This window comes from Pseudomonas triticicola (assembly GCF_019145375.1).
In the GTDB taxonomy this organism is placed as follows: domain Bacteria; phylum Pseudomonadota; class Gammaproteobacteria; order Pseudomonadales; family Pseudomonadaceae; genus Aquipseudomonas; species Aquipseudomonas triticicola.
Genome location: NZ_JAHSTX010000001.1, coordinates 2,345,926 through 2,371,607, shown reverse-complemented (window position 1 = coordinate 2,371,607; position 25,682 = coordinate 2,345,926). Strand labels below are relative to the sequence as shown.

The 25,682-nt window shown below is 57.6% G+C and carries 29 protein-coding genes and 1 tRNA gene; 23 read left to right on the top strand and 7 right to left on the bottom strand.

Annotated features, from left to right (window positions below; translation table 11 throughout):
• Nucleotides 1-38: 38 nt before the first annotated feature.
• Nucleotides 39-1,127: an asparaginase gene (locus KVG85_RS10620; protein WP_217863816.1), complete on the bottom strand. Its 1,089-nt coding sequence runs from the start codon at nt 1,125-1,127 to the stop codon at nt 39-41.
• A gap of 336 nt (nt 1,128-1,463) precedes the next feature.
• Here KVG85_RS10620 and KVG85_RS10615 point away from each other — a divergent pair, with 336 nt between their 5' ends.
• From KVG85_RS10615 to KVG85_RS10580, 8 genes are all read left to right on the top strand, one after another.
• Entirely contained in the window at nt 1,464-1,913 is a 450-nt protein-coding gene (locus tag KVG85_RS10615) for a hypothetical protein (RefSeq protein WP_217863815.1), read from the top strand.
• Between the two features lie 198 nt (nt 1,914-2,111).
• A complete protein-coding gene (locus KVG85_RS10610; RefSeq protein WP_024012403.1) occupies nt 2,112-3,068 on the top strand; it encodes a sugar ABC transporter substrate-binding protein in 957 nt (318 codons plus the stop codon).
• A gap of 55 nt (nt 3,069-3,123) precedes the next feature.
• The gene (locus KVG85_RS10605) at nt 3,124-4,677 is read left to right on the top strand and encodes a sugar ABC transporter ATP-binding protein (protein ID WP_217863813.1); all 1,554 of its coding nucleotides are present in this window, start codon (nt 3,124-3,126) and stop codon (nt 4,675-4,677) included.
• Nucleotides 4,674-5,651: an ABC transporter permease gene (locus KVG85_RS10600; RefSeq protein ID WP_016774040.1), complete on the top strand. Its 978-nt coding sequence runs from the start codon at nt 4,674-4,676 to the stop codon at nt 5,649-5,651. Before KVG85_RS10605 ends, KVG85_RS10600 begins: the two co-directional genes overlap by 4 nt.
• Before the next feature lie 3 nt (nt 5,652-5,654).
• Nucleotides 5,655-6,674: a LacI family DNA-binding transcriptional regulator gene (locus KVG85_RS10595; protein ID WP_160768807.1), complete on the top strand. Its 1,020-nt coding sequence runs from the start codon at nt 5,655-5,657 to the stop codon at nt 6,672-6,674.
• 24 nt (nt 6,675-6,698) lie between these two features.
• Nucleotides 6,699-7,616 (top strand): ribokinase, encoded by a 918-nt coding sequence (gene rbsK / locus KVG85_RS10590; RefSeq protein WP_217863812.1) that lies wholly within the window; start codon nt 6,699-6,701, stop codon nt 7,614-7,616.
• On the top strand, nt 7,613-8,017 hold the full coding sequence (gene rbsD / locus KVG85_RS10585) for a D-ribose pyranase (RefSeq protein ID WP_122506434.1): 405 nt from the start codon (nt 7,613-7,615) through the stop codon (nt 8,015-8,017). The genes rbsK and rbsD overlap by 4 nt, the downstream gene beginning before the upstream one ends.
• A 31-nt stretch (nt 8,018-8,048) precedes the next feature.
• Nucleotides 8,049-9,077, top strand: coding sequence for a nucleoside hydrolase (locus KVG85_RS10580; protein WP_122506433.1), 1,029 nt, complete (start codon nt 8,049-8,051; stop codon nt 9,075-9,077).
• A 33-nt stretch (nt 9,078-9,110) separates the two neighbouring features.
• Here KVG85_RS10580 and KVG85_RS10575 read toward each other — a convergent pair whose 3' ends face one another.
• Entirely contained in the window at nt 9,111-9,311 is a 201-nt protein-coding gene (locus tag KVG85_RS10575; protein ID WP_217863811.1) for a hypothetical protein, read from the bottom strand.
• 130 nt (nt 9,312-9,441) lie between these two features.
• Between KVG85_RS10575 and KVG85_RS10570 the strand changes: the two genes are divergently transcribed.
• Both KVG85_RS10570 and KVG85_RS10565 read left to right on the top strand, forming a co-directional pair.
• Entirely contained in the window at nt 9,442-9,744 is a 303-nt protein-coding gene (locus KVG85_RS10570; protein ID WP_217863810.1) for a hypothetical protein, read from the top strand.
• A gap of 167 nt (nt 9,745-9,911) precedes the next feature.
• Nucleotides 9,912-10,229 (top strand): I78 family peptidase inhibitor, encoded by a 318-nt coding sequence (locus tag KVG85_RS10565; protein ID WP_217863809.1) that lies wholly within the window; start codon nt 9,912-9,914, stop codon nt 10,227-10,229.
• 64 nt (nt 10,230-10,293) lie between these two features.
• Here the strand turns inward: KVG85_RS10565 and KVG85_RS10560 are convergent, their stop codons facing one another.
• A complete protein-coding gene (locus KVG85_RS10560) occupies nt 10,294-10,506 on the bottom strand; it encodes a cold-shock protein (protein WP_003179963.1) in 213 nt (70 codons plus the stop codon).
• Nucleotides 10,507-10,796: 290 nt separating this feature from the next.
• Nucleotides 10,797-11,099: a hypothetical protein gene (locus KVG85_RS10555; protein ID WP_016774048.1), complete on the bottom strand. Its 303-nt coding sequence runs from the start codon at nt 11,097-11,099 to the stop codon at nt 10,797-10,799.
• Between the two features lie 370 nt (nt 11,100-11,469).
• On the opposite strand from KVG85_RS10555, the gene thrS reads away from it, so the two are divergent.
• The 9 genes from thrS (at nt 11,470) to KVG85_RS10510 (ending at nt 18,922) form a co-directional block, all read left to right on the top strand.
• Nucleotides 11,470-13,392 carry a threonine--tRNA ligase gene (thrS, locus tag KVG85_RS10550; protein WP_024012407.1) on the top strand — a complete coding sequence of 641 codons (1,923 nt, stop codon included), beginning with the start codon at nt 11,470-11,472 and terminating at the stop codon, nt 13,390-13,392.
• Nucleotides 13,392-13,943, top strand: a complete 552-nt coding sequence (infC, locus tag KVG85_RS10545; protein WP_169432615.1) for a translation initiation factor IF-3 — start codon at nt 13,392-13,394, stop codon at nt 13,941-13,943. Before thrS ends, infC begins: the two co-directional genes overlap by 1 nt.
• Before the next feature lie 60 nt (nt 13,944-14,003).
• Nucleotides 14,004-14,198 (top strand): 50S ribosomal protein L35, encoded by a 195-nt coding sequence (gene rpmI, locus KVG85_RS10540; protein ID WP_002553160.1) that lies wholly within the window; start codon nt 14,004-14,006, stop codon nt 14,196-14,198.
• Between the two features lie 27 nt (nt 14,199-14,225).
• Nucleotides 14,226-14,582 carry a 50S ribosomal protein L20 gene (gene rplT, locus KVG85_RS10535; RefSeq protein ID WP_002553161.1) on the top strand — a complete coding sequence of 119 codons (357 nt, stop codon included), beginning with the start codon at nt 14,226-14,228 and terminating at the stop codon, nt 14,580-14,582.
• A gap of 109 nt (nt 14,583-14,691) precedes the next feature.
• Nucleotides 14,692-15,708, top strand: a complete 1,017-nt coding sequence (pheS, locus tag KVG85_RS10530) for a phenylalanine--tRNA ligase subunit alpha (protein ID WP_003226365.1) — start codon at nt 14,692-14,694, stop codon at nt 15,706-15,708.
• Nucleotides 15,709-15,734: 26 nt separating this feature from the next.
• On the top strand, nt 15,735-18,113 hold the full coding sequence (gene pheT / locus KVG85_RS10525) for a phenylalanine--tRNA ligase subunit beta (protein ID WP_217863808.1): 2,379 nt from the start codon (nt 15,735-15,737) through the stop codon (nt 18,111-18,113).
• A 3-nt stretch (nt 18,114-18,116) separates the two neighbouring features.
• Nucleotides 18,117-18,419, top strand: a complete 303-nt coding sequence (gene ihfA, locus KVG85_RS10520) for an integration host factor subunit alpha (protein ID WP_002553164.1) — start codon at nt 18,117-18,119, stop codon at nt 18,417-18,419.
• Nucleotides 18,400-18,756, top strand: coding sequence for a MerR family transcriptional regulator (locus KVG85_RS10515; RefSeq protein ID WP_003179985.1), 357 nt, complete (start codon nt 18,400-18,402; stop codon nt 18,754-18,756). The genes ihfA and KVG85_RS10515 overlap by 20 nt, the downstream gene beginning before the upstream one ends.
• A gap of 89 nt (nt 18,757-18,845) precedes the next feature.
• Nucleotides 18,846-18,922 (top strand) — tRNA-Pro (locus KVG85_RS10510).
• A gap of 846 nt (nt 18,923-19,768) precedes the next feature.
• On the opposite strand, the gene rtcR is transcribed toward KVG85_RS10510, so the two are convergent.
• On the bottom strand, nt 19,769-21,373 hold the full coding sequence (gene rtcR, locus KVG85_RS10505) for an RNA repair transcriptional activator RtcR (RefSeq protein ID WP_217864968.1): 1,605 nt from the start codon (nt 21,371-21,373) through the stop codon (nt 19,769-19,771).
• A 194-nt stretch (nt 21,374-21,567) separates the two neighbouring features.
• On the opposite strand from rtcR, the gene KVG85_RS10500 reads away from it, so the two are divergent.
• The 3 genes from KVG85_RS10500 (at nt 21,568) to KVG85_RS10490 (ending at nt 24,442) form a co-directional block, all read left to right on the top strand.
• Nucleotides 21,568-22,794 carry an RtcB family protein gene (locus KVG85_RS10500; RefSeq protein ID WP_217863807.1) on the top strand — a complete coding sequence of 409 codons (1,227 nt, stop codon included), beginning with the start codon at nt 21,568-21,570 and terminating at the stop codon, nt 22,792-22,794.
• A 161-nt stretch (nt 22,795-22,955) separates the two neighbouring features.
• Nucleotides 22,956-23,981, top strand: a complete 1,026-nt coding sequence (gene rtcA, locus KVG85_RS10495) for an RNA 3'-terminal phosphate cyclase (RefSeq protein WP_217863806.1) — start codon at nt 22,956-22,958, stop codon at nt 23,979-23,981.
• 173 nt (nt 23,982-24,154) lie between these two features.
• A complete protein-coding gene (locus KVG85_RS10490) occupies nt 24,155-24,442 on the top strand; it encodes a hypothetical protein (protein ID WP_217863805.1) in 288 nt (95 codons plus the stop codon).
• A gap of 81 nt (nt 24,443-24,523) precedes the next feature.
• Here KVG85_RS10490 and KVG85_RS10485 read toward each other — a convergent pair whose 3' ends face one another.
• Nucleotides 24,524-24,739, bottom strand: a complete 216-nt coding sequence (locus KVG85_RS10485) for a hypothetical protein (RefSeq protein ID WP_016774063.1) — start codon at nt 24,737-24,739, stop codon at nt 24,524-24,526.
• A 127-nt stretch (nt 24,740-24,866) separates the two neighbouring features.
• Entirely contained in the window at nt 24,867-25,142 is a 276-nt protein-coding gene (locus KVG85_RS10480) for a hypothetical protein (protein ID WP_024012416.1), read from the bottom strand.
• 186 nt (nt 25,143-25,328) lie between these two features.
• On the opposite strand from KVG85_RS10480, the gene KVG85_RS10475 reads away from it, so the two are divergent.
• Entirely contained in the window at nt 25,329-25,658 is a 330-nt protein-coding gene (locus KVG85_RS10475) for a hypothetical protein (protein ID WP_024012417.1), read from the top strand.
• Nucleotides 25,659-25,682: the final 24 nt, after the last annotated feature.

Below are 25,682 nucleotides of genomic sequence, written 5' to 3'. Positions count from 1 at the left end.
GCAATTGCCCGATCGAGAAGTGATCAGGCGAAGGACAATCAGTACTCCCAGAACATCCGTTGCAGTTCTTTGCTGTCGTTGGTCTTCGTCAGCGCGACCATCGCCAGGATGCGGGCTTTTTGCGGGTTCAAATCGTGAGCGACAACCCAGTCGTATTTGTCGTCAGGCTGTTCGGCGTTACGCAGGACAAAACCGCCGGCGTTTACGTGGGATGAACGAATGATCTGCACGCCATCCTTGCGCAGCGCTTGCAGGGATGGAACCACGCGAGAGGATACCGAACCGTTGCCCGTGCCGGCGTGGATGATAGCTTTGGCGCCGGCTTGCGCCAGTGCCTTGTAGGAGGTATCGCTGACGTTGCCGTAGGAGTAGGCAATTTCTACGTCAGGCAGGCTCTTGATGTTTTTGATGTCGAATTCCGAATCCATGGTGTGACGCTTGGCCGGCAGGCGGAACCAGTAGGATTTGCCTTCGACCACCATGCCCAGCGGACCCCAGGCGCTTTTGAATGCTTCGGTCTTGATGTTGATCATTTTGCTGACGTCGCGACCGGACTGGATCTCGTCGTTCATGGTCACCAGTACACCTTTGCCGCGCGCTTCCTTGCTGCTCGCCACGGCGACGGCGTTGTACAGGTTGAGCATGCCGTCTGCCGACATGGCAGTGCCCGGACGCATCGAGCCAACGACGATGATCGGCTTGTCGGTCTTCTCGACCAGGTTCAGGAAGTAAGCGGTTTCTTCGAGGGTGTCGGTACCGTGGGTGATAACAATGCCGTCCACGTCCTTGCTGTCAGCCAGTTCGGAAACGCGACGACCCAATTGCAGCAGGTTGTCGTTGGTGATGCTCTCCGAAGCGATCTGCATGACTTGTTCGCCGCGCACGTTAGCCAGTTTGCTCAGCTCAGGGATACCGGCGATCAGTTGTTCGATACCGACTTTCGCTGCCTGATAGGTGGCGCTGTTGGCGGCACTGGCACCAGCGCCGGCGATGGTACCGCCGGTGGCGAGAACAACGACGTTGGCCAGTTTGGTCTGGGTTTCGACTTCTTTTGCCTGGAGGGCAGCAGGCAGGAGCAGGAGGAGGGCCAATGTGCCCGGGATCAAGGTATTGAAAGCAGATTTCATTATTTTTCTCTCTAGTCGTGAGACGGTGCTGATGCAGGTTCATCTAGATGCGCCCCAAGCCGATCTGAATGCTCGAGGTGCACGGAAGGGAGCAGGATTCATACCATGCGTAATGTGCTGGCGGAAAATGTTTAACTCGATGATTTAAATCAATATTTGTCGAGGGGTGGCGCACCGTTGAGAACCCATCCATCCGGGATTCCGAACGACAGCAGGATTCTTGTTCGGCTCGCCGATAGGCAATCTCTGAAAAGCCAGGCGGGTGACAAATCCCCGCTAAAGAAATGTGCTCCCAAGCCGATGCGTCCTCAAGGAAACCAAATCTTAGGAGTTCACATGTCACTGACGGTCGGTTTTGCCAATCCCGCTGCAGTCACCATCGGCGGTAAAACTGCAGCCACGATCAACAGCCTGAACGATGCGACCAATGAGGCATCGGCGCAGGCGCTGGGTACCGAGAAGACTGAGAAGAATCAGGTCAGAACCGGTGGTGGTCCTGTGCAGGAAAACAGTGAAACCGAGGCTGACAGCAATCTCAGCATCACAGTCAAGACGTTGCTCAAGCGGATGAAGGAATTGCAAAAGCAACTTCAGGAGCAGCAACAGCAACTGGCTGCGGCTCAGGCTGCAAGCTATCCGACTCCCGAAGCGAAGTCCCAGGCAGTGATGTCGATTCAGGGCCAGATCGCGCAAACCAGCGCCGCACTGGCGGAAGTGGCGGGTGCGTTGGTCAAGGAGATGTCGAAAAGCGCGACCAGCGGCGGCTTGGTCAATACGACTGCCTGAAGCGCCAAATTGCCAATTCAGCGATTCGGCCTACAACAAAAGACGATTTCTGATTGTTGACAAATGTCGGCGGGATTCTCATAGTTCGGTCTACGCAAACGTTTGCGCGGCTTGGAAGGGCATGTGCTCCCGGAGCCGTGACGTAGCTTACGTCAGCGCAAACGTTGCTCACAATAATCATAAGATCGGAGTGAACCCATGAAGCTGCCATTCGCCGCACGTCTTCTTGCTGTCGCTATGCTGGCTGCCACAGCCGCCGCACTACCTGTCTCCTCGGCGTTCGCCGAATCCGCAGAAAAACCCAAAGTCGCGCTGGTCATGAAATCCTTGGCCAACGAATTCTTCCTGACCATGGAAGACGGCGCCAAAGCCTACCAGAAAGAACACTCCGCCGATTTCGATCTGATCTCCAACGGCATCAAGGACGAAACCGACACCGCCGGCCAGACTCGCATCGTCGAACAGATGATCCTGGCCAAGGTGAATGCACTGGTGATCGCGCCTTCTGACTCCAAGGCCATGGTGCCAGTGATCAAGAAGGCCGTAGACGCCGGTATCACGGTGATCAACATCGACAACCAGCTCGATCCCGCCGTAGTCAAAAGCAAAAACATCAACGTGCCTTTCGTGGGTCCGGACAACCGCAAGGGTGCACGTCTGGTCGGCGAATACCTGGCCAAGCAACTGAAGGCGGGCGACGAGGTCGGCATCATCGAAGGCGTGTCCACCACCACCAACGCACAGGCGCGCACGGCCGGTTTCAAGGACGCGATGGAAGCCGCGCAGATCAAAGTGGTCTCGCTGCAATCCGGTGATTGGGAGATCGACAAGGGCAACAAGGTTGCCGCTTCGATCCTCAGTGAATACCCCGATGTCAAAGCACTGCTGGCCGGTAACGACAGCATGGCGGTCGGCGCCGTTTCCGCAGTCCGTGCCGCTGGCAAGGCAGGGCAGGTAAAGGTCGTCGGTTACGACAACATCAATGCCATCAAGCCAATGCTCAAGGACGGTCGTGTGCTGGCCACTGCTGACCAGTTTGCAGCCAAGCAGGCCGTGTTCGGCATCGAAACCGCACTGAAAATCATCAAGGGCGAGAAAGTCGACAGCGGTGCCAACGGCGTGATCGAAACACCGGTCGAGCTGGTCACCCAGTAAGTCATCTGGCGACACAACGGCGCTCGTCCGTCCGGGCGAGCGCATGGAGATTTCTATGTCAGTTTCCGCCCCGAACGCTGTCCTCTCGGTCAGCGGTATCGGCAAGACCTATGCGCAACCGGTGCTCACCGGCATCGATCTGACGCTGATGCGCGGTGAAGTACTGGCGCTGACCGGCGAAAATGGTGCCGGCAAAAGTACCCTGTCGAAGATCATTGGTGGTCTGGTCACGCCGACCACCGGCCAGATGCAATTCCACGGCAAGGACTACCGTCCGGGCAGTCGCACCCAGGCTGAAGAGCTTGGCGTGCGCATGGTCATGCAAGAACTCAATCTGTTGCCGACGCTGTCGGTGGCGGAAAACCTGTTTCTGGATAATCTGCCGAGCAGCGCTGGCTGGATCAGTCGCAAGCAGTTGCGCAAGGCGGCGATCGAAGCCATGGCGCAAGTCGGCCTCGATGCGATCGACCCGGACACATTGGTTGGCGAGTTGGGTATCGGTCATCAACAGATGGTCGAAATCGCGCGCAACCTGATCGGCGATTGCCACGTGCTGATCCTCGATGAGCCGACCGCGATGCTCACGGCGCGCGAAGTCGAAATGCTCTTCGAGCAGATCACCCGATTGCAGGCTCGCGGCGTTTCCATCATCTATATCTCTCATCGTCTCGAAGAACTGGCGCGGGTGGCGCAGCGTATTGCTGTGCTGCGTGACGGCAATCTGGTCTGCGTCGAGCCGATGGCCAACTACAACAGCGAGCAACTGGTCACCTTGATGGTCGGTCGCGAACTGGGTGAACACATCGACATGGGGCCGCGCAAGATCGGCGCTCCGGCGTTGACGGTCAAAGGCCTGACTCGTTCGGACAAAGTCCGCGACGTCTCTTTCGAGGTGCGTGCCGGGGAGATCTTCGGTATTTCCGGATTGATCGGGGCAGGGCGTACGGAATTGCTGCGGCTGATATTCGGTGCCGATGCTGCCGACAGAGGCACCATCGCGCTCGGCTCGCCGGCCAAAGTCGTGAGTGTTCGCTCGCCAGTCGATGCGGTACGTAACGGCATCGCGCTGATCACCGAAGACCGCAAGGGCGAAGGATTGCTGCTCAGTCAGTCGATCAGCGCCAACATCGCCCTGGGCAATATGCCGGAAATCTCCAGCGGCGGTTTCGTCAACAATGGCGACGAAATCTCCTTGGCGCAGCGTCAGATCGAGGCCATGCGCATCCGCAGTTCGAGCCCGACACAATTGGTTTCGGAGTTGTCCGGCGGCAATCAACAGAAGGTCGTGATCGGCCGCTGGCTGGAGCGCGACTGTTCGGTGCTGCTGTTCGACGAGCCGACTCGCGGGATTGATGTCGGTGCCAAGTTCGATATTTACGGTTTGCTCGGTGAGTTGACCCGCCAGGGCAAGGCATTGGTCGTGGTGTCCAGTGACTTGCGTGAGTTGATGCTGATCTGCGACCGGATCGGCGTGCTCTCGGCGGGACGTCTGATCGACACCTTCGAGCGCGACAGCTGGACCCAGGATGATTTGCTTGCCGCCGCTTTCGCCGGCTACCAGAAACGTGATGCGTTGCTCAATGAAGCGGCGCCTAGGGATCTCCCATGAAAACTGCATCTTCTGCCAGTAAACGTAGTGGCAATTTCTTTGGCCTGGGTACTTATCTGGGCCTGGCCGGTGCCTTGCTGGCGATGATTGCGCTGTTCTCGGTTCTGAGCAGCCATTTCCTCTCGTACAACACCTTCAGCACCCTGGCCAACCAGATTCCCGACCTCATGGTGCTGGCGGTGGGCATGACCTTTGTGCTGATCATCGGCGGCATCGATTTGTCCGTCGGCTCGGTCCTCGCGCTGGCCGCATCGACGGTCAGCGTTGCAATTCTCGGCTGGGGCTGGAGCGTTTTGCCAGCGGCGCTGCTCGGCATGGCGGTGGCGGCTCTGGCCGGCACTATCACTGGCTCGATCACCGTGGCCTGGCGGATTCCGTCATTCATCGTCTCCCTCGGCGTGCTGGAGATGGCCCGCGGTGTGGCGTATCAGATGACCGGGTCGCGCACTGCCTATATTGGCGATGCGTTCGCCTGGCTGTCGAATCCGATTGCGTTCGGCATTTCCCCGTCGTTCATCATCGCTTTGCTGGTGATCTTCATCGCGCAGGCGGTTTTGACCCGCACTGTTTTCGGCCGCTACCTGATCGGCATCGGCACCAACGAAGAGGCGGTTCGGCTGGCCGGGATCAATCCCAAGCCCTACAAGATTCTGGTGTTCAGCCTTATGGGTCTGCTGGCGGGCATTGCCGCTCTGTTTCAGATTTCGCGTCTGGAGGCGGCTGACCCGAACGCAGGTTCGGGCCTGGAACTGCAAGTGATCGCGGCGGTGGTTATCGGCGGCACCAGCCTGATGGGTGGGCGCGGTTCGGTGATCAGTACTTTCTTTGGTGTGTTGATCATTTCCGTACTCGCGGCCGGTCTCGCGCAGATTGGTGCGACGGAGCCGACCAAGCGCATCATCACCGGTGCGGTAATCGTTATCGCTGTGGTGCTCGACACCTATCGCAGTCAACGCGCCAGTCGCCGGGGCTGAACCATGGCAACGATCAAGGATGTAGCGGCGCTCGCGGGCATTTCCTACACGACCGTGTCGCACGTGGTGAACAATACCCGCCCGGTCAGTCAGGAAGTGCGGCGCAAAGTCGAGGCGGCGATCAAGAGTCTCGACTACGTGCCCAGTGCCGTGGCGCGCTCGCTGAAAGCCAAGACCACCGCGACCATCGGTTTGCTGGTACCTAATAGTCTCAACCCGTACTTCGCCGAACTGGCGCGCGGAATCGAGGATTACTGCGAGCGCAACGGCTATTGCGTGATCCTCTGTAACTCCGACGACAACCCGGACAAGCAGCGCAGCTATTTGCGTGTGTTGCTGGAAAAGCGCATCGACGGTTTGATCGTCGCCTCCGCCGGCGGTGACAGTGGTCTGGCGCAAGGGCTGGCGGGCGTGAAGACGCCGATGGTCATCGTCGACCGGGGGCTGGAAGGTGTAAATGCCGATCTGGTGCGCATCGACCACGAATACGGCGCTTATCTGGCAACCCGTCACCTGCTCGAGTTGGGGCATCGCGACATCGCCACCATCGGCGGTCCGGCCAGTACCAGCGTGGCGCAAATGCGTCAGGCCGGTTATTGCCGAGCGCTGCAAGAGGCGGGAATCGAGGTACGCGAAGAGCGCATGCTGGAAAGCGACTTCACCAGCACCGGCGGTTACAACGCCGCTGCCCGGCTGCTCGAAAGCCATCCGCCCAGTGCGATTTTTGCCGGCAACGACATGATTGGTATCGGTGTGCTGCGTGCGGCGGCCGAACGTAACGTGCGAGTGCCGGCCGAGCTGTCGGTGATCGGCTTCGATGACATTCAGATGAGTCGTTATGTCTATCCGGCGCTGACCACGGTCGGCCAGTCGATCCTGCAACTGGGCGAGATGGCGGCTGAAGTGCTGTTGCGCAGAATTGCCGCGCCGGACTCGGGCACCGATCAACGCATCGTGACCCCGAGTATTGTCCTGCGCGAATCGACCGCGCCGCTGTCCGGCGTGTTCACCGAATATCGCTGAAACCGAATTGATGAGTAGTGATGTATGCCAGCAAATGTAGTGGTAATAGGCAGCCTGAACATGGACCTGGTCACCCGGGCGCCACGGCTGCCACGCGGCGGTGAAACGCTGATCGGTCATTCCTTTGCCACGGTGTCTGGCGGCAAGGGCGCCAATCAGGCAGTTGCCGCTGCGCGCTTGGGCGCTAAGGTGGCGATGATCGGTTGCGTCGGAAATGACGACTACGGTGTGCAATTGCGCGATGCCTTGCTCGCCGAGCACATCGACTGCCAGGCTGTCAGTGTCGTAGAGGACTCAAGTGGCGTGGCGCTGATTGTGGTGGATGACAACAGCCAGAACGCCATCGTGATTGTCGCCGGTGCCAACGGCGCAATGACGGAGGCAGTAATTGACCGCTTTGATGCGGTTCTGCAAGCCGCGGATGTGGTGATCTGTCAGCTCGAGATTCCCGATGCAACGGTCGGACATGCGCTCAAGCGTGCACGTGAGCTGGGCAAAACCGTGATTCTCAACCCGGCGCCAGCCAGTCGCCCTTTGCCGGCAGACTGGTTTGCCTCGATCGACTACCTGATTCCCAACGAGAGCGAAGCCGCCGCATTGAGCGGGCTCGCTGTCGACTCGCTGCAGTCGGCAGAAACGGCGGCCACTCAGTTGATTGCCATGGGCGCGGGCAAAGTCATCGTCACGTTAGGCGCGCAAGGCTCATTGTTCGCCAACGGTAACGGCTTCGAACATTTCCCCGCGCCGACCGTGAAGGCGCTGGATACTACGGCGGCGGGTGACACCTTTGTCGGCGGCTTCGCCGCAGCGCTGGCCAATGGCAAATCCGAAGCCGAGGCGATCCGCTACGGTCAGATCGCCGCTGCACTGTCGGTTACCCGCGCCGGTGCGCAACCGTCGATTCCAACCATGTCCGAAGTACAGGCGTTCAAACCCGCATGAAAAAGACTCCTCTGCTTAACGTCGCGCTGTCGCGACTGATCGCTTCGCTTGGCCACGGTGACATGGTCGTGATCGGCGATGCCGGTTTGCCCGTGCCGCCGGGTGTCGAATTGATTGATCTGGCGCTGACCCATGGCGTCCCTGATTTCGTCAGCACGCTGAAAGTCGTGCTCTGCGAAATGCAGGTGGAAAGCCATGTGCTGGCCAAGGAGATATTCGACAAGCAACCGACGGCGCTGGCCGATCTGGACGCGTTGAACGAAGAGGGTGCGCTGGGCCGTAGGGATCTTCTCACCCATGAGCAGTTCAAGGTGCTGAGCCGACAAGCCAGGGCGATCATTCGTACAGGAGAATGTCAGCCGTACTGCAACATCGTTCTGGTCGCCGGAGTTACATTCTGATTTCCGATTTCACCTGCACAAGGAATGCGCCATGCAACGCTATGCTGAAAAAATTCACCAACTGATCCGGAGTCTGCTGCTCTTGTCCGTGATAACTGCGACCGGCGCCCAGGCGGCGGAAAAGATCGATCTGATCATCGACACCGATCCAGGCGCTGACGACGTGGTCGCCTTGCTCTTTGCCCTCGCGTCGCCGGATGAGCTGAATATCCGCGCGCTGACTACCGTGGCCGGCAACGTGCGCCTGGACAAGACTTCGCGTAACGCGCGGCTGGCTCGCGAATGGGCAGGGCGCGAAGACGTGCCGGTTTACGCTGGCGCACCGAAGCCACTGATGCGCACGCCGATCTACGCCGAGAACATTCATGGCAAGGAAGGTTTGTCAGGCGTCACGGTTCACGAACCGAAGAAAGGCCTGGCGAAAGGAAATGCGGTCAATTATCTGATCGACACTCTTAAATCGGCCAAACCGCACAGCATCACCATTGCCATGCTCGGTCCGCAGACCAACCTGGCTCTGGCATTGATCCAGGAACCCGAAATCGTTCAGGGCATCAAGGAAGTGGTGATCATGGGCGGGGCGCATTTCAACGGTGGCAACATCACCCCTGTGGCTGAATTCAACCTGTTCGCCGATCCGCAGGCTGCCGAGGTGGTGCTCAAGAGCGGGGTGAAACTCACCTATCTGCCGCTGGACGTGACCCACAAGATCTTGACCAGTGACGCGCGCCTGAAGCAGATCGCCGCGCTGAACAACAATGCGAGCAAGATCGTCGGCGACATTCTCAACGAATACATCAAGGGTGATATGGAGCACTACGGCATTCCCGGTGGCCCGGTGCATGACGCGACGGTTGTGGCGTATCTGCTCAAGCCTGAGTTGTTTACCGGTCGGGCGGTCAACGTCGTGGTGGATAGCCGTGAAGGACCGACATTCGGCCAGACCATCGTTGACTGGTATGACGGCCTGAAAGCAACGAAGAATGCATTCTGGGTAGAGAATGGCGACGCCCAAGGGTTCTTTGATCTGCTGACCGAGCGCTTGAAGCGTCTGAAATAAGTCGTCAACCCGCAGGCGATTGCCTGCGGGTTCTCACTGCGCCTGTTCGGCCTGAGCAATTGGGTATCGCTCGAATACCTGATTGATAAAATGCTGCGCCGCTTCTATCCCCAACTCCTTGACCAGTAGATCGATGCCGATCAGCGCCAGTTCTTCCGTCGTGCCTGGGCTGTAAGAGCTGTGTCCTTCGGCCCATTTGGCGTTGATGGCGGCGTCGATGCTTACACTGGTCATGGGAGGCTCGAAAGGTCAGGATGTCTGTTTTTCGAGTTAACCATTTTGCGCGGCGTTTGGCACTGCGACTTAGGCATGAGCGGAGCGCTATGCGACACTTGGTCTTTTCCGGCTTACCAAGGACCCTGTTGTGCAGATCGATCTGAATAGCCCTGACGGCCTCACACTCGAAGCAGTGCGCCAATTGCTCGCCTCGGGCAGTGACGACGTACACAACCAATTGCGCGTGACCAAAGACGGCATCGCCTATCTGTCCACCGTGACCGGTGGGCAGGATATCGACGGTCTGCTGTTTCGCCTGGAAACCTGGGCAAAGGGCTCCGGCTATGTGGGGAACGTCGCAGCCAGCGATGAAGTCTGGGTGATGCAGATTTACAACGCGCTCAGGGACAACTGGCCGAATCCGCCGTATGACTACATCGACGTTTATTGAGCGTCGTTAATATTCAGTCACGATTGTTTGCTGAGTCGCCGCGCGCCGCTCAGGCACACTCGGCATTTTTCCGCTCGTGGGGCAGGGCATGGCTTGCGCCTTGAAACCAAACGCCACATTGGCGGTCGCACGATCTCTGCTTAAACATTTGAAAACAAGGAGGCTTCATGCCTTTGAAGTTCGCGACACTGGGTGCACTGATGGCCGCTGCGCTGTTGGCTGGTTGCAGCACAACCTCCAGCCAGTCGGCAAAGGAACCCGTGGCGGCTGAATCCGGAAACAGCCGCTGCGAAGCATCGGCAGCGCAATTCGCCATCGGCAAGAAGGCATCCCCTGAATTGCTGGATCAGGCGCGTGCCAAGGCTGGTGCGCAAAATGCGCGCTTCCTCAAGCCAAACGACATGATCACCCTGGAATACCGCTCCGATCGCCTGAATCTGAACACCGACAACAACCTGGTGGTTACCCGCGTCAATTGCGGCTGAACACTTTGTTCAAGACATAAAAAACCCCGTCACTTGGACGGGGTTTTTTTAGTGCGCCGAGAAATTACTCTGGGCGAACCTGTGCAGCTTGCATACCCTTTTGGCCTTTCTCAGCCACGAAAGAGACGGTCTGGCCTTCTTTCAGGCTTTTGAAACCGTCGGATTCGATAGCTTTGAAGTGTACGAACAGGTCGTCACCGCCACCTTGAGGAGTGATGAAGCCGAAGCCTTTTTCATCGTTGAACCATTTAACGGTGCCGGTTTGGCGATTAGACATGGTGTATCTCCAAGAAACATATATTTTCAGTAGTACTGTGCTGCTCAGGCCAACTGGGCACACCGGGATATCATAGTCGAAATGTTCGCTTTGGGAGCCCCCCGGACGTGCTGTTTGCCAATCAGTCGTGTTTTCTTTACCACCCGTTTCTGCTGAAAGCCCCGGTTTGAAAGGCTTTCAGCGAAACGTAAAGACGATAAAAAAACCTGTAAAAGCTGCATAAATCGTCTGAAAAGGCTCATTTCCAGCACTTTTTACCGCCTTTCAGCCGACGTTAATACCCGGTTTTCTTATTTTTTCGGGGCGGTATTTGCCTTGCATTTGGCGATCTGGCCAAGGGCTTTCTGTTGCAATTCAGGAGTCGCCTTGTTGTCCATCAGCGCCTGAATGTCGCTGGCCGGATAGGACTTGATGGCGTCAGCTCCGCAAGCGCAGTGGGATTTCGCTGCCGCAGCACCGATTTGCTGCGTGGCAGCCTGAGTGCACTGGGCCATGTACTTTTCGCGCTCGCCTTTCGGCCAGTCGGCATGGGCGCTCAGTGGCAGCAGCAGGACGACGGGGGCGACGACGGCGAATAAGCTTTTCAGACGCATGCGAGGATGCTCCTTGTGGGTCAATGTCTTGTTATCTGAGGGCGCAACGGCCTATCAAGTTCAGCACTCTGGCATAAAAACGGACATTTGGCCTTCTGCCAAATCAGGGCGTAGGCGACCGCTCATCTGTGCTAGCATGCCGGGCTCAAGCGTTCTCAGGCTTCGGATGACCTTCAGTCCCGAAGCGGTCGGCGTGCGATTTTTCCCGATTTGAATCCCAGTCACTCTGGTTCGGTTTTCCGGTTGGCCGCAAGGCTCCTGCCGCTGTAAGGCAGGCGTTCGTCATTGAATGGCCTGGATCGGATCTTGTACTGGCTCATCCCAACCCACGTGACCTTTGGTAGGGGTCACCACTAGGAGAGGAGGCGCCATGCCAACTATTACTCTTCCCGACGGCAGTCAACGTTCATTCGATCACCCGGTTTCCGTAGCCGAGGTTGCCGCATCCATTGGTGCAGGTCTGGCCAAGGCCACGCTCGCCGGCAAGGTCAATGGCCAACTGGTCGACGCCAGCGACATCATCAGTAGCGACGCGACCCTGCAAATCATTACGCCAAAGGATGAAGAGGGGCTGGAGATCATTCGCCACTCTTGCGCGCACCTGGTTGGCCACGCGGTCAAGCAGCTGTACCCGACCGCGAAGATGGTCATCGGCCCGGTCATCGACGAAGGCTTCTATTACGACATCGCCTACGAGCGTCCTTTCACGCCGGAAGACATGGCGGCCATTGAACAGCGCATGCAGCAGCTGATCGAGAAGGATTACGACGTCATCAAGAAAGTCACTCCGCGCGCCGAAGTGATCGAAGTGTTCAAGGCCCGTGGCGAAGACTACAAGCTGCGTCTGGTCGAAGACATGCCGAACGAGCAGGCCATGGGTCTGTACTATCACGAAGAATACGTCGACATGTGCCGTGGTCCGCACGTGCCGAACACGCGTTTCCTGAAATCCTTCAAGCTGACCAAGCTGTCGGGCGCCTACTGGCGTGGCGACGCCAAGAACGAGCAATTGCAGCGCGTCTACGGCACCGCTTGGGCTGACAAGAAACAGCTGGCGGCGTACATCCAGCGCATCGAAGAAGCCGAGAAGCGCGATCACCGCAAGATCGGCAAGCGTCTGGGCCTGTTTCACACTCAGGAAGAGTCGCCGGGCATGGTGTTCTGGCACCCGAATGGCTGGACTCTGTACCAGGTGCTCGAGCAGTACATGCGCAAGATCCAGCGCGACAACGGCTACCTTGAGATCAAGACTCCTCAAGTCGTCGACCGCAGCCTGTGGGAGAAATCCGGGCACTGGGCCAACTATGCCGACAACATGTTCACCACTCAGTCGGAAAACCGCGACTACGCCATCAAGCCGATGAACTGCCCGTGTCACGTGCAGGTGTTCAATCAGGGCCTGAAAAGCTACCGTGAGTTGCCGATGCGTCTGGCCGAGTTCGGTGCCTGCCACCGTAACGAGCCGTCGGGTGCGTTGCACGGCATCATGCGTGTGCGAGCGTTCACTCAGGACGACGCGCACATCTTCTGCACCGAAGAGCAGATGCAGGCCGAGTCCGCTGCGTTCATCAAGCTGACCATGGACGTCTATCGCGATTTCGGCTTTACCGAAGTCGAGATGAAGCTGTCCACTCGTCCGGAAAAACGCGTCGGCTCCGATGAGCTGTGGGATCGCGCTGAAGCAGCATTGGCTGCAGCCCTTGATTCTGCTGGCCTGCCGTACGATCTGCAGCCGGGCGAGGGTGCTTTCTACGGGCCGAAGATCGAGTTCTCGCTGAAAGATTGTCTCGGTCGCGTCTGGCAGTGTGGTACCTTGCAGCTCGATTTTAACCTGCCTGTCCGTTTGGGCGCTGAATACGTCTCCGAAGACAACAGCCGCAAACACCCAGTGATGTTGCACCGCGCGATCCTCGGTTCGTTCGAGCGTTTCGTCGGGATTCTGATCGAGCACTACGAAGGTGCTTTCCCTGCGTGGCTCGCGCCAACCCAGGCGGTGATCATGAATATCACTGATAAACAGGCAGATTTTGTTGCAGAGGTTGAAAAAACTCTCAACGAAAGCGGATTTCGTGCCAAGTCCGACTTGAGAAATGAAAAGATCGGCTTTAAAATCCGCGAGCATACTTTGCTCAAGGTTCCCTATCTTTTGGTTATCGGAGATAAGGAAGTCGAGATGCAGACTGTCGCTGTGCGTACTCGTGAAGGTGCTGACCTGGGCTCGATGCCCGTCGCCCAGTTCGCTGAGTTTCTCGCGCAAGCGGTTTCCCGGCGTGGTCGCCCAGATTCGGAGTAATTATTATTAAGCGTGAAATGAGACAAGATAAACGAGCTGCACCGAAAGCCCCGATCAACGAGAATATCTCGGCACGCGAGGTTCGGTTAATTGGCGCTGATGGCGAGCAGATTGGCATCGTCTCGATTGATGAAGCGCTTCGTATCGCTGAAGAAGCAAAGCTTGATCTGGTGGAAATTTCCGCAGATGCAGTCCCGCCTGTTTGCCGGGTGATGGACTACGGCAAATCGATCTTCGAGAAGAAGAAGCAGATTGCCGCGGCGAAGAAAAACCAGAAGCAGATTCAGGTTAAAGAAATCAAGTTTCGTCCAGGGACGGAGGAAGGGGATTACCAGGTAAAACTGCGCAACCTGGTACGTTTCCTGAGTGACGGGGACAGGGCCAAGGTATCCTTGCGATTCCGCGGCCGTGAGATGGCCCACCAGGAGCTGGGGATGGAACTCCTCAAGCGGGTTGAACAAGACCTGCTCGAGTACGGTTCGGTCGAACAGCATCCTAAGATGGAAGGACGCCAGCTGATCATGGTCATCGCCCCGAAAAAGAAGAAGTAATCAACAGGGCACGGCAGGCCTTCTGATTATGTTTATCAACTGAATGCGGAGTATCCGAACATGCCAAAAATGAAAACCAAAAGTGGTGCTGCCAAGCGGTTTCTGAAAACTGCTAACGGCATCAAGCACAAGCACGCTTTCAAGAGCCACATCCTGACTAAAATGTCGACCAAGCGTAAGCGTCAACTGCGCGGTAGCAGCTTGCTGCATCCGTCTGACGTGGCAAAAGTCGAGCGCATGCTGCGCCTTCGTTAATTTAGTCAAGAATAGAGGAAGTAACTCATGGCTCGTGTAAAGCGTGGCGTCATTGCCCGTAAGCGTCACAAAAAAATTCTGAAACTTGCTAAAGGCTACTACGGCGCACGCTCCCGCGTATTCCGTGTTGCCAAGCAAGCGGTAATCAAGGCAGGCCAGTACGCCTACCGTGACCGTCGTCAGAAAAAACGTCAGTTCCGCGCTCTGTGGATCGCTCGTATCAACGCTGGTGCTCGTGTTAACGGTCTGTCCTACAGCCGTTTCATCGCTGGCCTGAAAAAAGCGTCCATCGAGATCGACCGCAAGGTTCTGGCTGATCTGGCAGTGAACGAAAAAGCGGCGTTTGCTGCGATTGTCGAGAAAGCTAAAGCCACCTTGGCTTAAGTACCCCCGACAGTCACCCGGCCTCACCTCTGTGGGGTCAGGTGTTAAACGTCATAAATAGGGGAAGAGCCTTCAAGCTCTTCCCCTATTTTGTATCTGGAGTCTGTACATGGAAAACCTGGATGCGCTGGTCTCTCAAGCACTAGAGGCTGTGCAAAGCGCTGAAGATATCAATGCCCTGGAGCAAATCCGGGTTCAATACCTTGGCAAGAAGGGCGAATTGACTCAGGTGATGAAGACCCTGGGGAATCTGCCGGCAGAGGAGCGTCCGCAAGTCGGTGCGCTGATCAACGTTGCCAAGGAACGTGTTACAGGCGTTCTCAATGCGCGCATGGCATTGTTTGAAGAAGCCGAGCTGGCTGCCAAACTGTCTGCCGAATCCATCGACGTGACATTGCCGGGCCGTGGCCAGACCTCTGGCGGTCTGCATCCGGTCACCCGGACTCTGGAGCGCGTTGAGCAGTTCTTCACCCGCATTGGCTACGGCATTGCCGAAGGCCCAGAGGTCGAAGACGACTACCACAACTTTGAAGCGCTCAACATCCCAGGCCATCACCCGGCCCGGTCGATGCATGACACCTTCTATTTCAATGCCAACATGTTGCTGCGCACCCATACCTCGCCGGTACAGGTCCGCACCATGGAATCGAAGCAGCCGCCGATCCGCATCGTCTGCCCGGGCCGCGTGTATCGCAGCGACTCCGATATCACCCATTCGCCGATGTTCCACCAGGTCGAAGGCCTGCTGGTCGATCGCGATATCAATTTTGCCGATCTCAAAGGCACCATCGAAGAATTCCTGCGGGTGTTCTTCGAGAAAGAACTGGCCGTGCGTTTTCGCCCTTCGTACTTCCCGTTCACCGAGCCATCCGCTGAAGTCGATATGGAATGCGTGATGTGCAGCGGCAAAGGCTGCCGCGTCTGCAAGCAGACCGGCTGGCTGGAAGTGATGGGCTGCGGCATGGTTCACCCGAACGTGCTGCGCATGTCCGGCATCGATCCGGAAGAGTTCTCCGGATTTGCCTTCGGCATGGGTGTCGAGCGTCTGGCCATGCTCCGTTACGGCGTGAACGACTTGCGTCTGTTCTTCGACAACGACTTGCGGTTTCTCGCGCAATTTCGCTAGTCGTAACGAATTCTTAGGAGAGCAGGATGAAATTCAGTGAACAATGGCTGCGTGGCTGGGTTAGCCCGCAGGTAGATCGCGATGAGCTGGTTGCTCGTCTGTCGATGGCCGGTCTTGAGGTCGATAGCGTTACGCCGGCCGCCGGTGTATTCAGCGGCGTGGTTGTGGGCGAGGTGCTGAGCACCGAGCAGCATCCAGACGCCGACAAGTTGCGCGTGTGCCAGGTCAGCAATGGCGCGGAAACCTTCCAGGTCGTGTGCGGAGCGCCAAATGTGCGCCCGGGCCTGAAGATTCCGTTCGCCATGATCGGCGCAGAACTGCCGGGCGACTTCAAAATCAAGAAAGCCAAGCTGCGTGGCGTCGAGTCGAACGGCATGCTGTGCTCGCAGGCCGAGCTGCAGGTTGGTGAAGGCAACGACGGTCTGATGGAGTTGCCGGCTGATGCGCCGGTGGGCGAAGATTTCCGCGTGTATCTGGATCTGGAAGACGCCAGCATCGAGGTTGACCTGACCCCGAACCGTGGTGACTGCCTGTCCCTGGCCGGTCTGGCCCGTGAAGTCGGCGCGCTGTACGCCGTGCCGGTAACCCGTCCTGTGGTGGCTGCGGTTGCAGCGGTACACGACGAAGTCCGTTCGGTCGAGGTGCTGGCGCCAGCCGCCTGCCCGCGTTATCTGGGCCGGGTCATCCGTAACGTCGACCTGTCGAAGCCAACTCCGCTGTGGATGGTTGAACGTCTGCGTCGCGCCGACGTGCGCAGCATCGACGCTGCCGTCGACATCACCAACTACGTGATGCTCGAACTCGGCCAGCCACTGCACGCTTTCGATCTCGCCGAAATCAATGGCGGCATTCGTGTGCGCATGGCTGAAGAGGGCGAGAAGCTGGTTCTGCTCGATGGTCAGGAAGTCAGCCTGCGTAGCGATACGCTGGTCATCGCTGACCACACTCGTGCACTGGCGATCGCCGGCGTCATGGGTGGCGAGCACAGCGGTGTTTCCGCGACCACCCGTGATGTGTTCCTCGAATCTGCGTTCTTTGATCAGATTGCGGTTGCCGGCAAGGCACGTTCTTACGGCTTGCATACCGACGCTTCGCATCGCTACGAGCGTGGCGTTGACTGGCAGCTGGCGCGTGAAGCCATGGAGCGCGCCACTGGCCTGCTGCTGGAAATCACTGGCGGCGAAGCTGGTCCGATCATCGAGGCCGTCAGCGAGCAACATCTGCCATCGATTGCACCGATCACTCTGCGTGCGCAGCGCATCACGCAGATGCTCGGCATGGAAATGGATTCGGCACAGGTCGAGCGTCTGCTCAGTGCCTTGGGCCTGAGCATTACCGCTGACGGCGAAGGTCAATGGCGAGTTGAAGTGCCAAGCCACCGCTTCGATATCAGCCTGGAAGTCGACCTGATCGAAGAGCTGGCTCGTCTGTACGGTTACAACCGTCTGCCGGTTCGCTATCCGCAAGCGCGTCTGGCGCCACAAGCCAAGGCCGAAGCGCGGAGTGATCTGCCTGAGCTGCGTCGTCTGCTGGTTGCTCGTGGTTATCAGGAAGCGATCACTTACAGCTTCATCGATCCGCGTCAGTTCGAGCTGTTCAATCCAGGTGTCGAGCCGCTGTTGCTGGCCAATCCGATCTCCAACGATATGGCCGCCATGCGCTCGTCGTTGTGGCCAGGTCTGGTCAAGGCGTTGCAGCACAACCTCAACCGTCAGCAGGATCGCGTGCGTCTGTTCGAGAGCGGCCTGCGCTTCGTTGGTCAGCTTGAGGGCTTGAAGCAAGAGCCTATGCTGTCCGGGGTTGTTTGCGGGAGTCGCTTGCCGGAAGGCTGGGCGCAGGGTCGGGATACCGTCGACTTCTTCGACGTAAAGGCTGACGTGGAAGCGGTACTGGGTTTCGCTGGTGCCCTGGATTCGTTCACCTTTGCTCCGGGGAAACACCCGGCGCTGCATCCGGGTCAGACCGCGCGCATTGAGCGTGAAGGTCGCGAAGTAGGCTTCATTGGTGCGATCCACCCAGAATTGTCGAAAGCCTTGGGCCTGGATCGTCCGGTGTTCGTCTTCGAGCTGGTTCTGGCGGAAGTGGCGCTCGGTAAAATGCCAAAATTCCACGAGTTGTCGCGCTTTCCTGAAGTGCGTCGTGACCTTGCACTGATCGCGCACAAAGACGTCGCGGCCTCGGCTGTACTGGACGTAATCCGTGAAAATGCAGGCGAATGGCTCACAGAGCTCAGGCTGTTTGACGTGTATCAGGGTAAAGGTATTGATCCTGATAGAAAAAGCCTTGCAGTTGGCTTGACCTGGCAGCATCCATCGCGCACTCTTAATGACGATGAGGTGAATTCGACGACGCAAAATATCCTCACCTCGCTCGAACAAAGGTTGAACGCCACGTTAAGGAAGTGACGTATGGGGGCTTTGACGAAAGCTGAGATGGCGGAACGTCTGTATGAAGAGCTGGGCCTGAACAAGCGGGAAGCCAAGGAATTGGTAGAACTGTTTTTCGAGGAAATCAGGCACGCTCTTGAAGACAACGAGCAGGTCAAATTGTCCGGTTTCGGCAATTTCGACCTTCGGGACAAACGCCAGCGGCCTGGCCGCAACCCGAAAACGGGGGAAGAAATCCCGATCACGGCTCGCCGTGTGGTCACCTTTCGTCCAGGGCAGAAGTTGAAGGCCCGAGTTGAGGCTTATGCTGGAACCAAGTCATAACGACGAACTACCCGTCATCCCGGGCAAACGCTACTTCACCATTGGTGAAGTCAGCGAGCTGTGTGCCGTAAAGCCACACGTGCTGCGCTACTGGGAGCAGGAGTTTCCTCAGCTCAACCCCGTCAAACGCCGCGGGAACCGCCGGTATTATCAGCGCCAGGACGTGCTGATGATCCGGCAGATCCGCGCGCTCCTTTACGATCAGGGTTTCACCATCGGCGGCGCACGTCTGCGCCTGTCCGGCGACGAAGCCAAAGACGATACCACCCAGTACAAACAGATGATTCGGCAGATGATTGCCGAATTGGAAGACGTCCTGGTGGTGCTCAAGAAATAAAAAGCGGCGTTTGAATACTTCCAGTTTTCAAACGCTTGCGATATATTCTTGAGCGCTCTTCGAGGTGAAGAGCGAGATGCAACATCAGTCGGGGCGTAGCGCAGTCCGGTAGCGCACTAGCATGGGGTGCTAGGGGTCGAGTGTTCGAATCACTCCGTCCCGACCATATTTTTCAATGACTTAGGCCAATGTTCACAGCATTGGCCTTTTTCATGTGTGTGAGATTTGCAGGGCTACCGATCACGCCTGCGACTCGCATCACCAAGTGCTCAGGTTAGTCAGAATGTCCGCTCGTCGAGCCAACAGCACTCTCTGTGCGCCGATCTCCTCTCACTTATTACGCGCAGCCCCTGCGCCACTGACGGGAGAAAATGATGATCGACGACAACAATGGCCCTGAAGCCCCATACCCGGGACCAAGCGAGCAAACCCCTGATTCTGGCGAAGGTCATGACTCCGGCCTGGAGCAAGCTGACTCTGAGCCAAAGCAAGGTACCGACGAACGACCAGAAGACTGGAATCCGCCACCCGGGAACCCTGGCTCTGATCAAGATGCCCAGACCGGTCGCGACAACGGCGGCGCGAAATAGACGCATTGAATTCGTATCGTGTACGAGACCCGGCCATCGCGCCGGGTTTTTTTATTGCCACCGAATCCGCTAACAACGTAGCCGAGATGTAGATGGAGACGGTTATCTGGGTTTTAAGGGCGAAGCCGAGCGGCGCCGGCACCTGAATGATCGATCCAGGCGCCGGCAACAAGCGTGTTTACTCGACTATGCAGATCCAGCGGTGGTTGTATCGGTACGGCGCGCGTGTGAAATGAACGTCTGAAACCATCTTCATGCCGCGCTCTTGAAGCGCTTCGGTCAGTTGTACGAGTGTCTCTGCCTGGATAGTCATTGCTGTCACCTCGTCAGATTTACTGCGTTCATAATTCTTGACCGAGGGATCAGGCGGCTAATTCATTTTTTCTACAGCAGTCATTGGCGCCGTGAGCGTGAATGTCGTGTCACTTCATGCCCACTACTCCGCCCCACTCAAGCCCGAACCGCCCCAGATACTTCCTCAAGCGATCGGCATCATTAGGTTGCGCCTTGGCCTGCCGGGAAACCCCGAATAACTGTCGGCCGGCATCCGACAGGCTGTCCGCCTGCTGGCACACCTCAATGACAGCCTTCAACTGCAAGCGATCGAACAAGTCCATGCTCTCGCCATCTCCTGGAAACTCGGTCGATAGCGCAGAGGGTTGCGCCAACCCCCACGCATACCGCAATCGATCGATCTCATCATCTACCTGCGCTTCATCGATGCGCCCGCTGTCGGCCAAAGTCGCCATCCGCGTAATCGATGCGGACAGTTCGCGAAAGTTGCCCAGCCAGGCTGCTGCAGGTGAGCTGGCGAAGGCGAGGTAGCGTCGGCGTGCTTCGAGATTGAAACGCGCGCGTTGCCCATGTTCGCGCGCGTGGCGTTCCAGTTCGAAATCGATGTTTGGCTCGATATCTTCGCGGCGCCCTGCGAGGCCGGGCAGGTCGAATGTCCAAAGGTTGATCCGCGCATACAGGTCCTCGCGAAACGCGCCTTCGGCGACCCGGCTGCGCAGGTCGCGGTGGGTGCCAGCGATGATCAAAAAATCACTCTCGACTTCCTTGTCCGAGCCCAGCGGGAAGAAGCGTTCCTCTTCGATTGCTTTTAACAGCATCGCTTGTTCGTCTGCGCCGAGCTCGCCGATTTCATCGAGAAACAGCATGCCGCCGTTTGCGGCGCGCAGCAGGCCATCGCGAGCGTTTTGCGCACCGGTGAAGGCGCCTTTGACGTGGCCGAACAAGGCCGACATCGCGCCGTCGCCACGCAAGGTTGCACAGTTGACTTCGACAAAGCGGCCCTGCATCTGATAGCGATTGCGTTTGAGTTCGTAGATGCGCCGCGCCAGGAAGGATTTGCCGGCGCCGGTCGGGCCGATCAGCAGCATGGGGGCTTTGGAGCGCAGCGCAACGCGCTCGATCTGTTCAATGGAGCGGTTAAAGGCCGGGTTGCGCGTGGCGATGCCGGACTTGAGAAATTCCAGGCCTTCGAGACGTTTGCTGGCGAAGCGTGAAGCAATCCGATCATAGCGCGACAGATCGAGATCGATCAGCGCATGAGTGCCGCAGGCGGGCTCGTTCTCGCTCTTGCGCTTGGCGGGGGAGGTCTGGATCAGTCGGGCCGGCAGATAGCGCGCCTCGGTGAGCAGGAACCAGCAGATCTGTGCGACGTGGGTGCCGGTGGTGATGTGGACGAGGTAATCCTCGTGCTCAGTGTCAAAATTGTACGCAGTGGTGAAGTCGTGCAGTGCGCCGTACACCTCTTCGAAATCCCAAGGATTGCGCAGCGACATTGGATGCAGGCGCACTTCGGTGCTCGGAGAAATCTGCTGGATGTCCGCTCGGACACGCTCGGCTAGGCTGACGTCGCGCGCGTCGAGGCCGTGAATCAATTCAAGCCGATGGACAGGGAGGTCTGTTTGTTGGCACAGACCTACGCTTGGCCGCCAATAATTCCACCGGCTGGCACCTTTGCCGACACGATCCAGGGTGGCTCCGATAAATCCGATGGCAACCGTGCGTTTGTTGGGCATGCTTATCTCATAAGATAAATGACGATATGAAATGATAATTTTGCTGGTCGGATTTGTCTTCCATAGATTATCGAGATACGTCGCATCAGAGATAAAGGCTATTGAAATCAAAAACATAGCAGAAAAACCATAGCCGCATCCAAGGCTGGCACAGCGGCTGCAATGCTGATGGAAACGAACATGGACACCAAGATATGAAAGACCAAACCTACCAGCTTCTCGAAGTCGGCAACGGCAAGCCCATCAAACTCTGGACCGAAGGCGTCCCGGTTGAAAACGAAGCCCGCGCACAGTTGATGAACACGGCAAAAATGCCGTTCATCTTCAAGCATCTGGCGGTCATGCCCGATGTGCACTTGGGCAAGGGTTCGACAATTGGCAGCGTGATTCCAACGGTCGGCGCGATCATTCCGGCAGCGGTGGGCGTCGACATCGGTTGCGGCATGATCGCTGCGCGTACGTCGCTGACGGCTGCAGATCTGCCAGACAACCTGCATGGATTGCGTACTGCAATCGAACAAGCGGTGCCGCACGGCCGCAGTTCGAATCGTTCGCGGCGAGACAAAGGCGCCTGGGACGAGGTTCCGCAGCAAGCCGATCAGGCCTGGGCGGGGTTGCAGCCGCGCTTCAAACTGATCACCGACAAGTATCCGAAATTGGCCAACACCAACAACCGGGCGCATTTGGGGACGCTTGGCAGTGGCAACCACTTCGTCGAAGTGTGCCTCGATGAAGCCAACCGTGTCTGGTTCATGTTGCACAGCGGTTCGCGTGGCGTCGGCAACGCTATCGGCAACCTGTTCATCCAGATGGCCCAAGCCGATATGCGTCAGCACATTGCCAATTTGCCGGACCGTGACCTGGCCTATTTCGAAGAGGGCAGCCAGCATTTTGATGATTACGTGGAGGCGGTTGGCTGGGCGCAGGATTTCGCCAGACACAACCGTGAACTGATGATGCGCGCAGTGATTCAGGCGACGCGGCAGTTCATCCACAAGCCTTTCGAGGTCGCGCTCGAAGCGGTCAACTGCCATCACAACTACGTGCAGAAGGAACGGCATTTCGGTAAAGACGTGCTGATTACCCGCAAAGGCGCGGTGTCAGCGAAGAAGGGCGAGCTGGGGATTATTCCGGGCTCGATGGGCGCCAAGAGCTTCATCGTTCGCGGGCTGGGCAATGAAGAGTCATTCAGTTCCTGCAGCCATGGCGCCGGGCGCACCATGAGCCGCACGAAGGCCAAGAATACCTTCACCGTCGCCGATCAGATTCGCGCCACGGCCCACGTGGAGTGTCGCAAGGACGAAGCGGTGATTGACGAAATTCCGATGGCCTACAAGGACATCGACAAAGTCATGCACGCCCAGCGTGAGCTGGTGGAAGTGTTGCACACCCTGCGTCAAGTGGTGTGCGTCAAAGGATAAGGACCTGCGGCGCTGGCGAGAGCACGTCATCGGTCAATGCGCCGGTTCATCACGGCTCAGCTGAAGCGCGAATGTCGAGCTTTGGTCAGAACCCAGGAAGACCCACGACGGCTAAACGGTACCTCAGGGACATTGTCGGGCTGTACGCGTAAGGAATTGCAATGAAAGAAATAATTGAACTGGACGGCGCCATTGGTGGCGGTCAGGTGTTGCGCAGTGCGCTGAGCCTGTCGATGGTGACAGGCCGGGCGTTTCGTATTAAACAGATCCGCGCCAGACGCAGCCGTCCGGGACTGCTGCGTCAACATCTGACAGCCGTGATGGCGGCGGCCGAGGTTTGTGGTGCAGAGATATCTGGTGCGCATCTGGGGTCGCAAGCCCTGAGCTTCGAACCGGGCGAGATTAGCGGAGGCAACTTTCAGTTCGCTATTGGCACGGCGGGCAGTTGCACGCTGGTGCTACAGACGCTGTTGCCAGCCTTGTTGCGGGCGCCGCAGGCCAGTCGAGTGACGATCTCCGGTGGCACCCACAATCCGCTGGCACCGCCGACGGATTTCCTCTCGCGCAGTTGGCTGCCGCTGCTGCGACGCATGGGCGGCAATGTCGAGCTGGAGTTGTTGCGTCATGGTTTCGTACCGGCTGGCGGTGGCGAGATTGCCGTGACGGTGCAGCCGTCGCGCCTGACGCCACTGGATGTGTGTGAGCGCGGCGAGGCGATTTCACGGCAGGCTCTGGCGCTGACTGCCGGACTTGCGCCTACCGTCGCTCAGCGAGAACTGAGCCAAGTGGCCAAGCGGTTGAACTGGCTTGCGGAGGCGCTGCAAGCGGTGACGCTTGATCCGGCGCGCGGCCCGGGCAATGTATTATTGCTGGAGTACGTTTTCGAACACGTCACTGAAGTGTTCAGCGCATTTGGCCAAGTGTCGTTACGCGCTGAGAAAGTAGCGGATGCCGCGATCAATCAGGCTGCTGACTGGCTGCGTAGTGGTGCTGCGGTGGCTGAGCATCTGGCCGATCAGTTGCTGTTACCGATGGCGCTGGCCGGCGGTGGATCGTTCACTACGCCGCGCATGACTGATCATTTGCGCAGCAACATTGAAGTCATCCAGCTGTTTTTGCCGGTCCGTATCGATTGCCGGGAGGAGGGCAGTGATCGCTTGCGGATAGCAGTTTCACCAACTCATTAGTAGCGACCTGCGATCCCGAAGGCAGTCGCAAAACTTCACTGAGAGCGCCACTAGCCTTCAGCCATTAGCACATCCGACCTAATTGCCCCTGTTCCGGCTCGACCTTAAAGTCCTGTCGCTTGGCAGCTGACTGTCAAATTTTTCCGGTACAAAATCAAAAAGGTCGATCTGCAATGAACTTATCAAGGACTATTCCGGTTCTCGCTTTAATCGCAACACTGGTCCTCGCGGTCACTGGATGCCAGACCGTAAAGCCCGGGGAGAGTGATCTCAAGAATCGCGCACAGACCACCATCGGCAAACCCGTGATCAAGGTTTCCAACATCCGCAGTGACTTCAATACAACTTTCTATACCGCTCAAACCGAAAGCGGTGAATATACGTGCGAGCTGCCGAGCGGCCCGATGGTAGCTCTGGGTTCCATGGGCATGGGACTTGGCGCTCAGTGCACCAAACAATGACGAACCAGTCTCTTCGCCGCTAAAAAAAAGGCCAATGTCGATGACATTGGCCTTTTCTCTTTAACGAGTACTCGGCGCAGATCAGTTGGTTTTCGAGTTCAGCTTGCGCAGTTCTTCATAGGTCGCCGATTGCACGAACCAGAAGCCGGAGACGATGCACCAGCCCAGGGTGCCGCCTACGAACATACCGAGACCCGAGAGAAAGCTCTGGCTCATCATGAAGAGGGAAACGATCAGGATGACCGCCAGTGCGATGTAGAGAACGATGTTGTTGACGCCGATGACGAAATCTTTCATTTGCATTCCTTGGATGTATTTTCCTCTGGCCGCCCTCTATGGCGGCCAGTGCGCGCATCATATTGATATCACCCGGTGTTGCGCTAGTTTCGGTGTCGGATTTTCGTTACTAAAAGCGAATCCACTCTTACTGAGCGGGTTTTTTATCCAGGTCTTCGGAATCGCTCGACGTCGCCGCATCCTTCTCTGTCTCATGCGGCTCTGATCCCGCGTTGGCGCCTGAGGACTCTTCGCCTTTCTTGTTTGCCTTCTCGTCATGGTCGCGAGAGCTTTCTGCATGATTGACGCCGGGCAAGGCCGTGGCAGGGGTGGCTGCGCCCGCCGTGGATTCGGCTGCCGAAGCGTGAATCGGGCCGATCAGGCAAAGGCTGAAAAACGACAAGGCGAAAATTTTCTTGTTCATAACGTGGGCCTTCTGCGCGGTGGGATGTACAGCGTTGGATAGGCCTGTCTGGCAAAGGTGCGCGGTACTGGACGAGCGGCGAATTTCACCCTGATGAAAAAAATCCTGACAGCAGGCAAATTGCTGGCCCCCAGAGACATTTCGCCCCGGCAAAATCGCCTCTTTTCAAAAGGTTAGGCTGGCTATATGCGGACGATTGTCATCACCGTTGCGATGCTTTCCCTGGCTTTGATCGCCTCGGGAGTGCAGGCAAAAGAGTTAAGCAAGGGCCATCGCTTTGCCTGCACTTGGGGCTCGGATATCGCTGCCGGGGCGCAGCGATCGAAGTTGTCAGGAGTTTCACTGTATGGCGCGCGCAAGCAATTGCAGGTTCGGCGGTTCCAGCAGCCATGGATGCGCATGACCGCAATGGGGATTACCGAGCAGACCTACAACAGCAGTTCGAAGCTCAAACCGGCAGCGGTCAAGCAGACCTATTACGAACAATGCGTACGCCACGAATTGGCCCGGCGTTGAGGCAGGTTGACCAAGGCTGACCGG

What these genes read in the sequence shown, in the direction of transcription:
- KVG85_RS10620 (WP_217863816.1), bottom strand. Translation starts at nt 1,127, where the DNA reads ATGAAATCTGCTTTCAATACCTTGATCCCGGGCACATTGGCCCTCCTC.
- KVG85_RS10615 (WP_217863815.1), top strand. Translation starts at nt 1,464, where the DNA reads ATGTCACTGACGGTCGGTTTTGCCAATCCCGCTGCAGTCACCATCGGC.
- KVG85_RS10610 (WP_024012403.1), top strand. Translation starts at nt 2,112, where the DNA reads ATGAAGCTGCCATTCGCCGCACGTCTTCTTGCTGTCGCTATGCTGGCT.
- KVG85_RS10605 (WP_217863813.1), top strand. Translation starts at nt 3,124, where the DNA reads ATGTCAGTTTCCGCCCCGAACGCTGTCCTCTCGGTCAGCGGTATCGGC.
- KVG85_RS10600 (WP_016774040.1), top strand. Translation starts at nt 4,674, where the DNA reads ATGAAAACTGCATCTTCTGCCAGTAAACGTAGTGGCAATTTCTTTGGC.
- KVG85_RS10595 (WP_160768807.1), top strand. Translation starts at nt 5,655, where the DNA reads ATGGCAACGATCAAGGATGTAGCGGCGCTCGCGGGCATTTCCTACACG.
- rbsK (WP_217863812.1), top strand. Translation starts at nt 6,699, where the DNA reads ATGCCAGCAAATGTAGTGGTAATAGGCAGCCTGAACATGGACCTGGTC.
- rbsD (WP_122506434.1), top strand. Translation starts at nt 7,613, where the DNA reads ATGAAAAAGACTCCTCTGCTTAACGTCGCGCTGTCGCGACTGATCGCT.
- KVG85_RS10580 (WP_122506433.1), top strand. Translation starts at nt 8,049, where the DNA reads ATGCAACGCTATGCTGAAAAAATTCACCAACTGATCCGGAGTCTGCTG.
- KVG85_RS10575 (WP_217863811.1), bottom strand. Translation starts at nt 9,311, where the DNA reads ATGACCAGTGTAAGCATCGACGCCGCCATCAACGCCAAATGGGCCGAA.
- KVG85_RS10565 (WP_217863809.1), top strand. Translation starts at nt 9,912, where the DNA reads ATGCCTTTGAAGTTCGCGACACTGGGTGCACTGATGGCCGCTGCGCTG.
- KVG85_RS10560 (WP_003179963.1), bottom strand. Translation starts at nt 10,506, where the DNA reads ATGTCTAATCGCCAAACCGGCACCGTTAAATGGTTCAACGATGAAAAA.
- KVG85_RS10555 (WP_016774048.1), bottom strand. Translation starts at nt 11,099, where the DNA reads ATGCGTCTGAAAAGCTTATTCGCCGTCGTCGCCCCCGTCGTCCTGCTG.
- thrS (WP_024012407.1), top strand. Translation starts at nt 11,470, where the DNA reads ATGCCAACTATTACTCTTCCCGACGGCAGTCAACGTTCATTCGATCAC.
- rpmI (WP_002553160.1), top strand. Translation starts at nt 14,004, where the DNA reads ATGCCAAAAATGAAAACCAAAAGTGGTGCTGCCAAGCGGTTTCTGAAA.
- rplT (WP_002553161.1), top strand. Translation starts at nt 14,226, where the DNA reads ATGGCTCGTGTAAAGCGTGGCGTCATTGCCCGTAAGCGTCACAAAAAA.
- pheS (WP_003226365.1), top strand. Translation starts at nt 14,692, where the DNA reads ATGGAAAACCTGGATGCGCTGGTCTCTCAAGCACTAGAGGCTGTGCAA.
- pheT (WP_217863808.1), top strand. Translation starts at nt 15,735, where the DNA reads ATGAAATTCAGTGAACAATGGCTGCGTGGCTGGGTTAGCCCGCAGGTA.
- ihfA (WP_002553164.1), top strand. Translation starts at nt 18,117, where the DNA reads ATGGGGGCTTTGACGAAAGCTGAGATGGCGGAACGTCTGTATGAAGAG.
- KVG85_RS10515 (WP_003179985.1), top strand. Translation starts at nt 18,400, where the DNA reads ATGCTGGAACCAAGTCATAACGACGAACTACCCGTCATCCCGGGCAAA.
- rtcR (WP_217864968.1), bottom strand. Translation starts at nt 21,373, where the DNA reads ATGCCCAACAAACGCACGGTTGCCATCGGATTTATCGGAGCCACCCTG.
- KVG85_RS10500 (WP_217863807.1), top strand. Translation starts at nt 21,568, where the DNA reads ATGAAAGACCAAACCTACCAGCTTCTCGAAGTCGGCAACGGCAAGCCC.
- rtcA (WP_217863806.1), top strand. Translation starts at nt 22,956, where the DNA reads ATGAAAGAAATAATTGAACTGGACGGCGCCATTGGTGGCGGTCAGGTG.
- KVG85_RS10490 (WP_217863805.1), top strand. Translation starts at nt 24,155, where the DNA reads ATGAACTTATCAAGGACTATTCCGGTTCTCGCTTTAATCGCAACACTG.
- KVG85_RS10485 (WP_016774063.1), bottom strand. Translation starts at nt 24,739, where the DNA reads ATGAAAGATTTCGTCATCGGCGTCAACAACATCGTTCTCTACATCGCA.
- KVG85_RS10480 (WP_024012416.1), bottom strand. Translation starts at nt 25,142, where the DNA reads ATGAACAAGAAAATTTTCGCCTTGTCGTTTTTCAGCCTTTGCCTGATC.
- KVG85_RS10475 (WP_024012417.1), top strand. Translation starts at nt 25,329, where the DNA reads ATGCGGACGATTGTCATCACCGTTGCGATGCTTTCCCTGGCTTTGATC.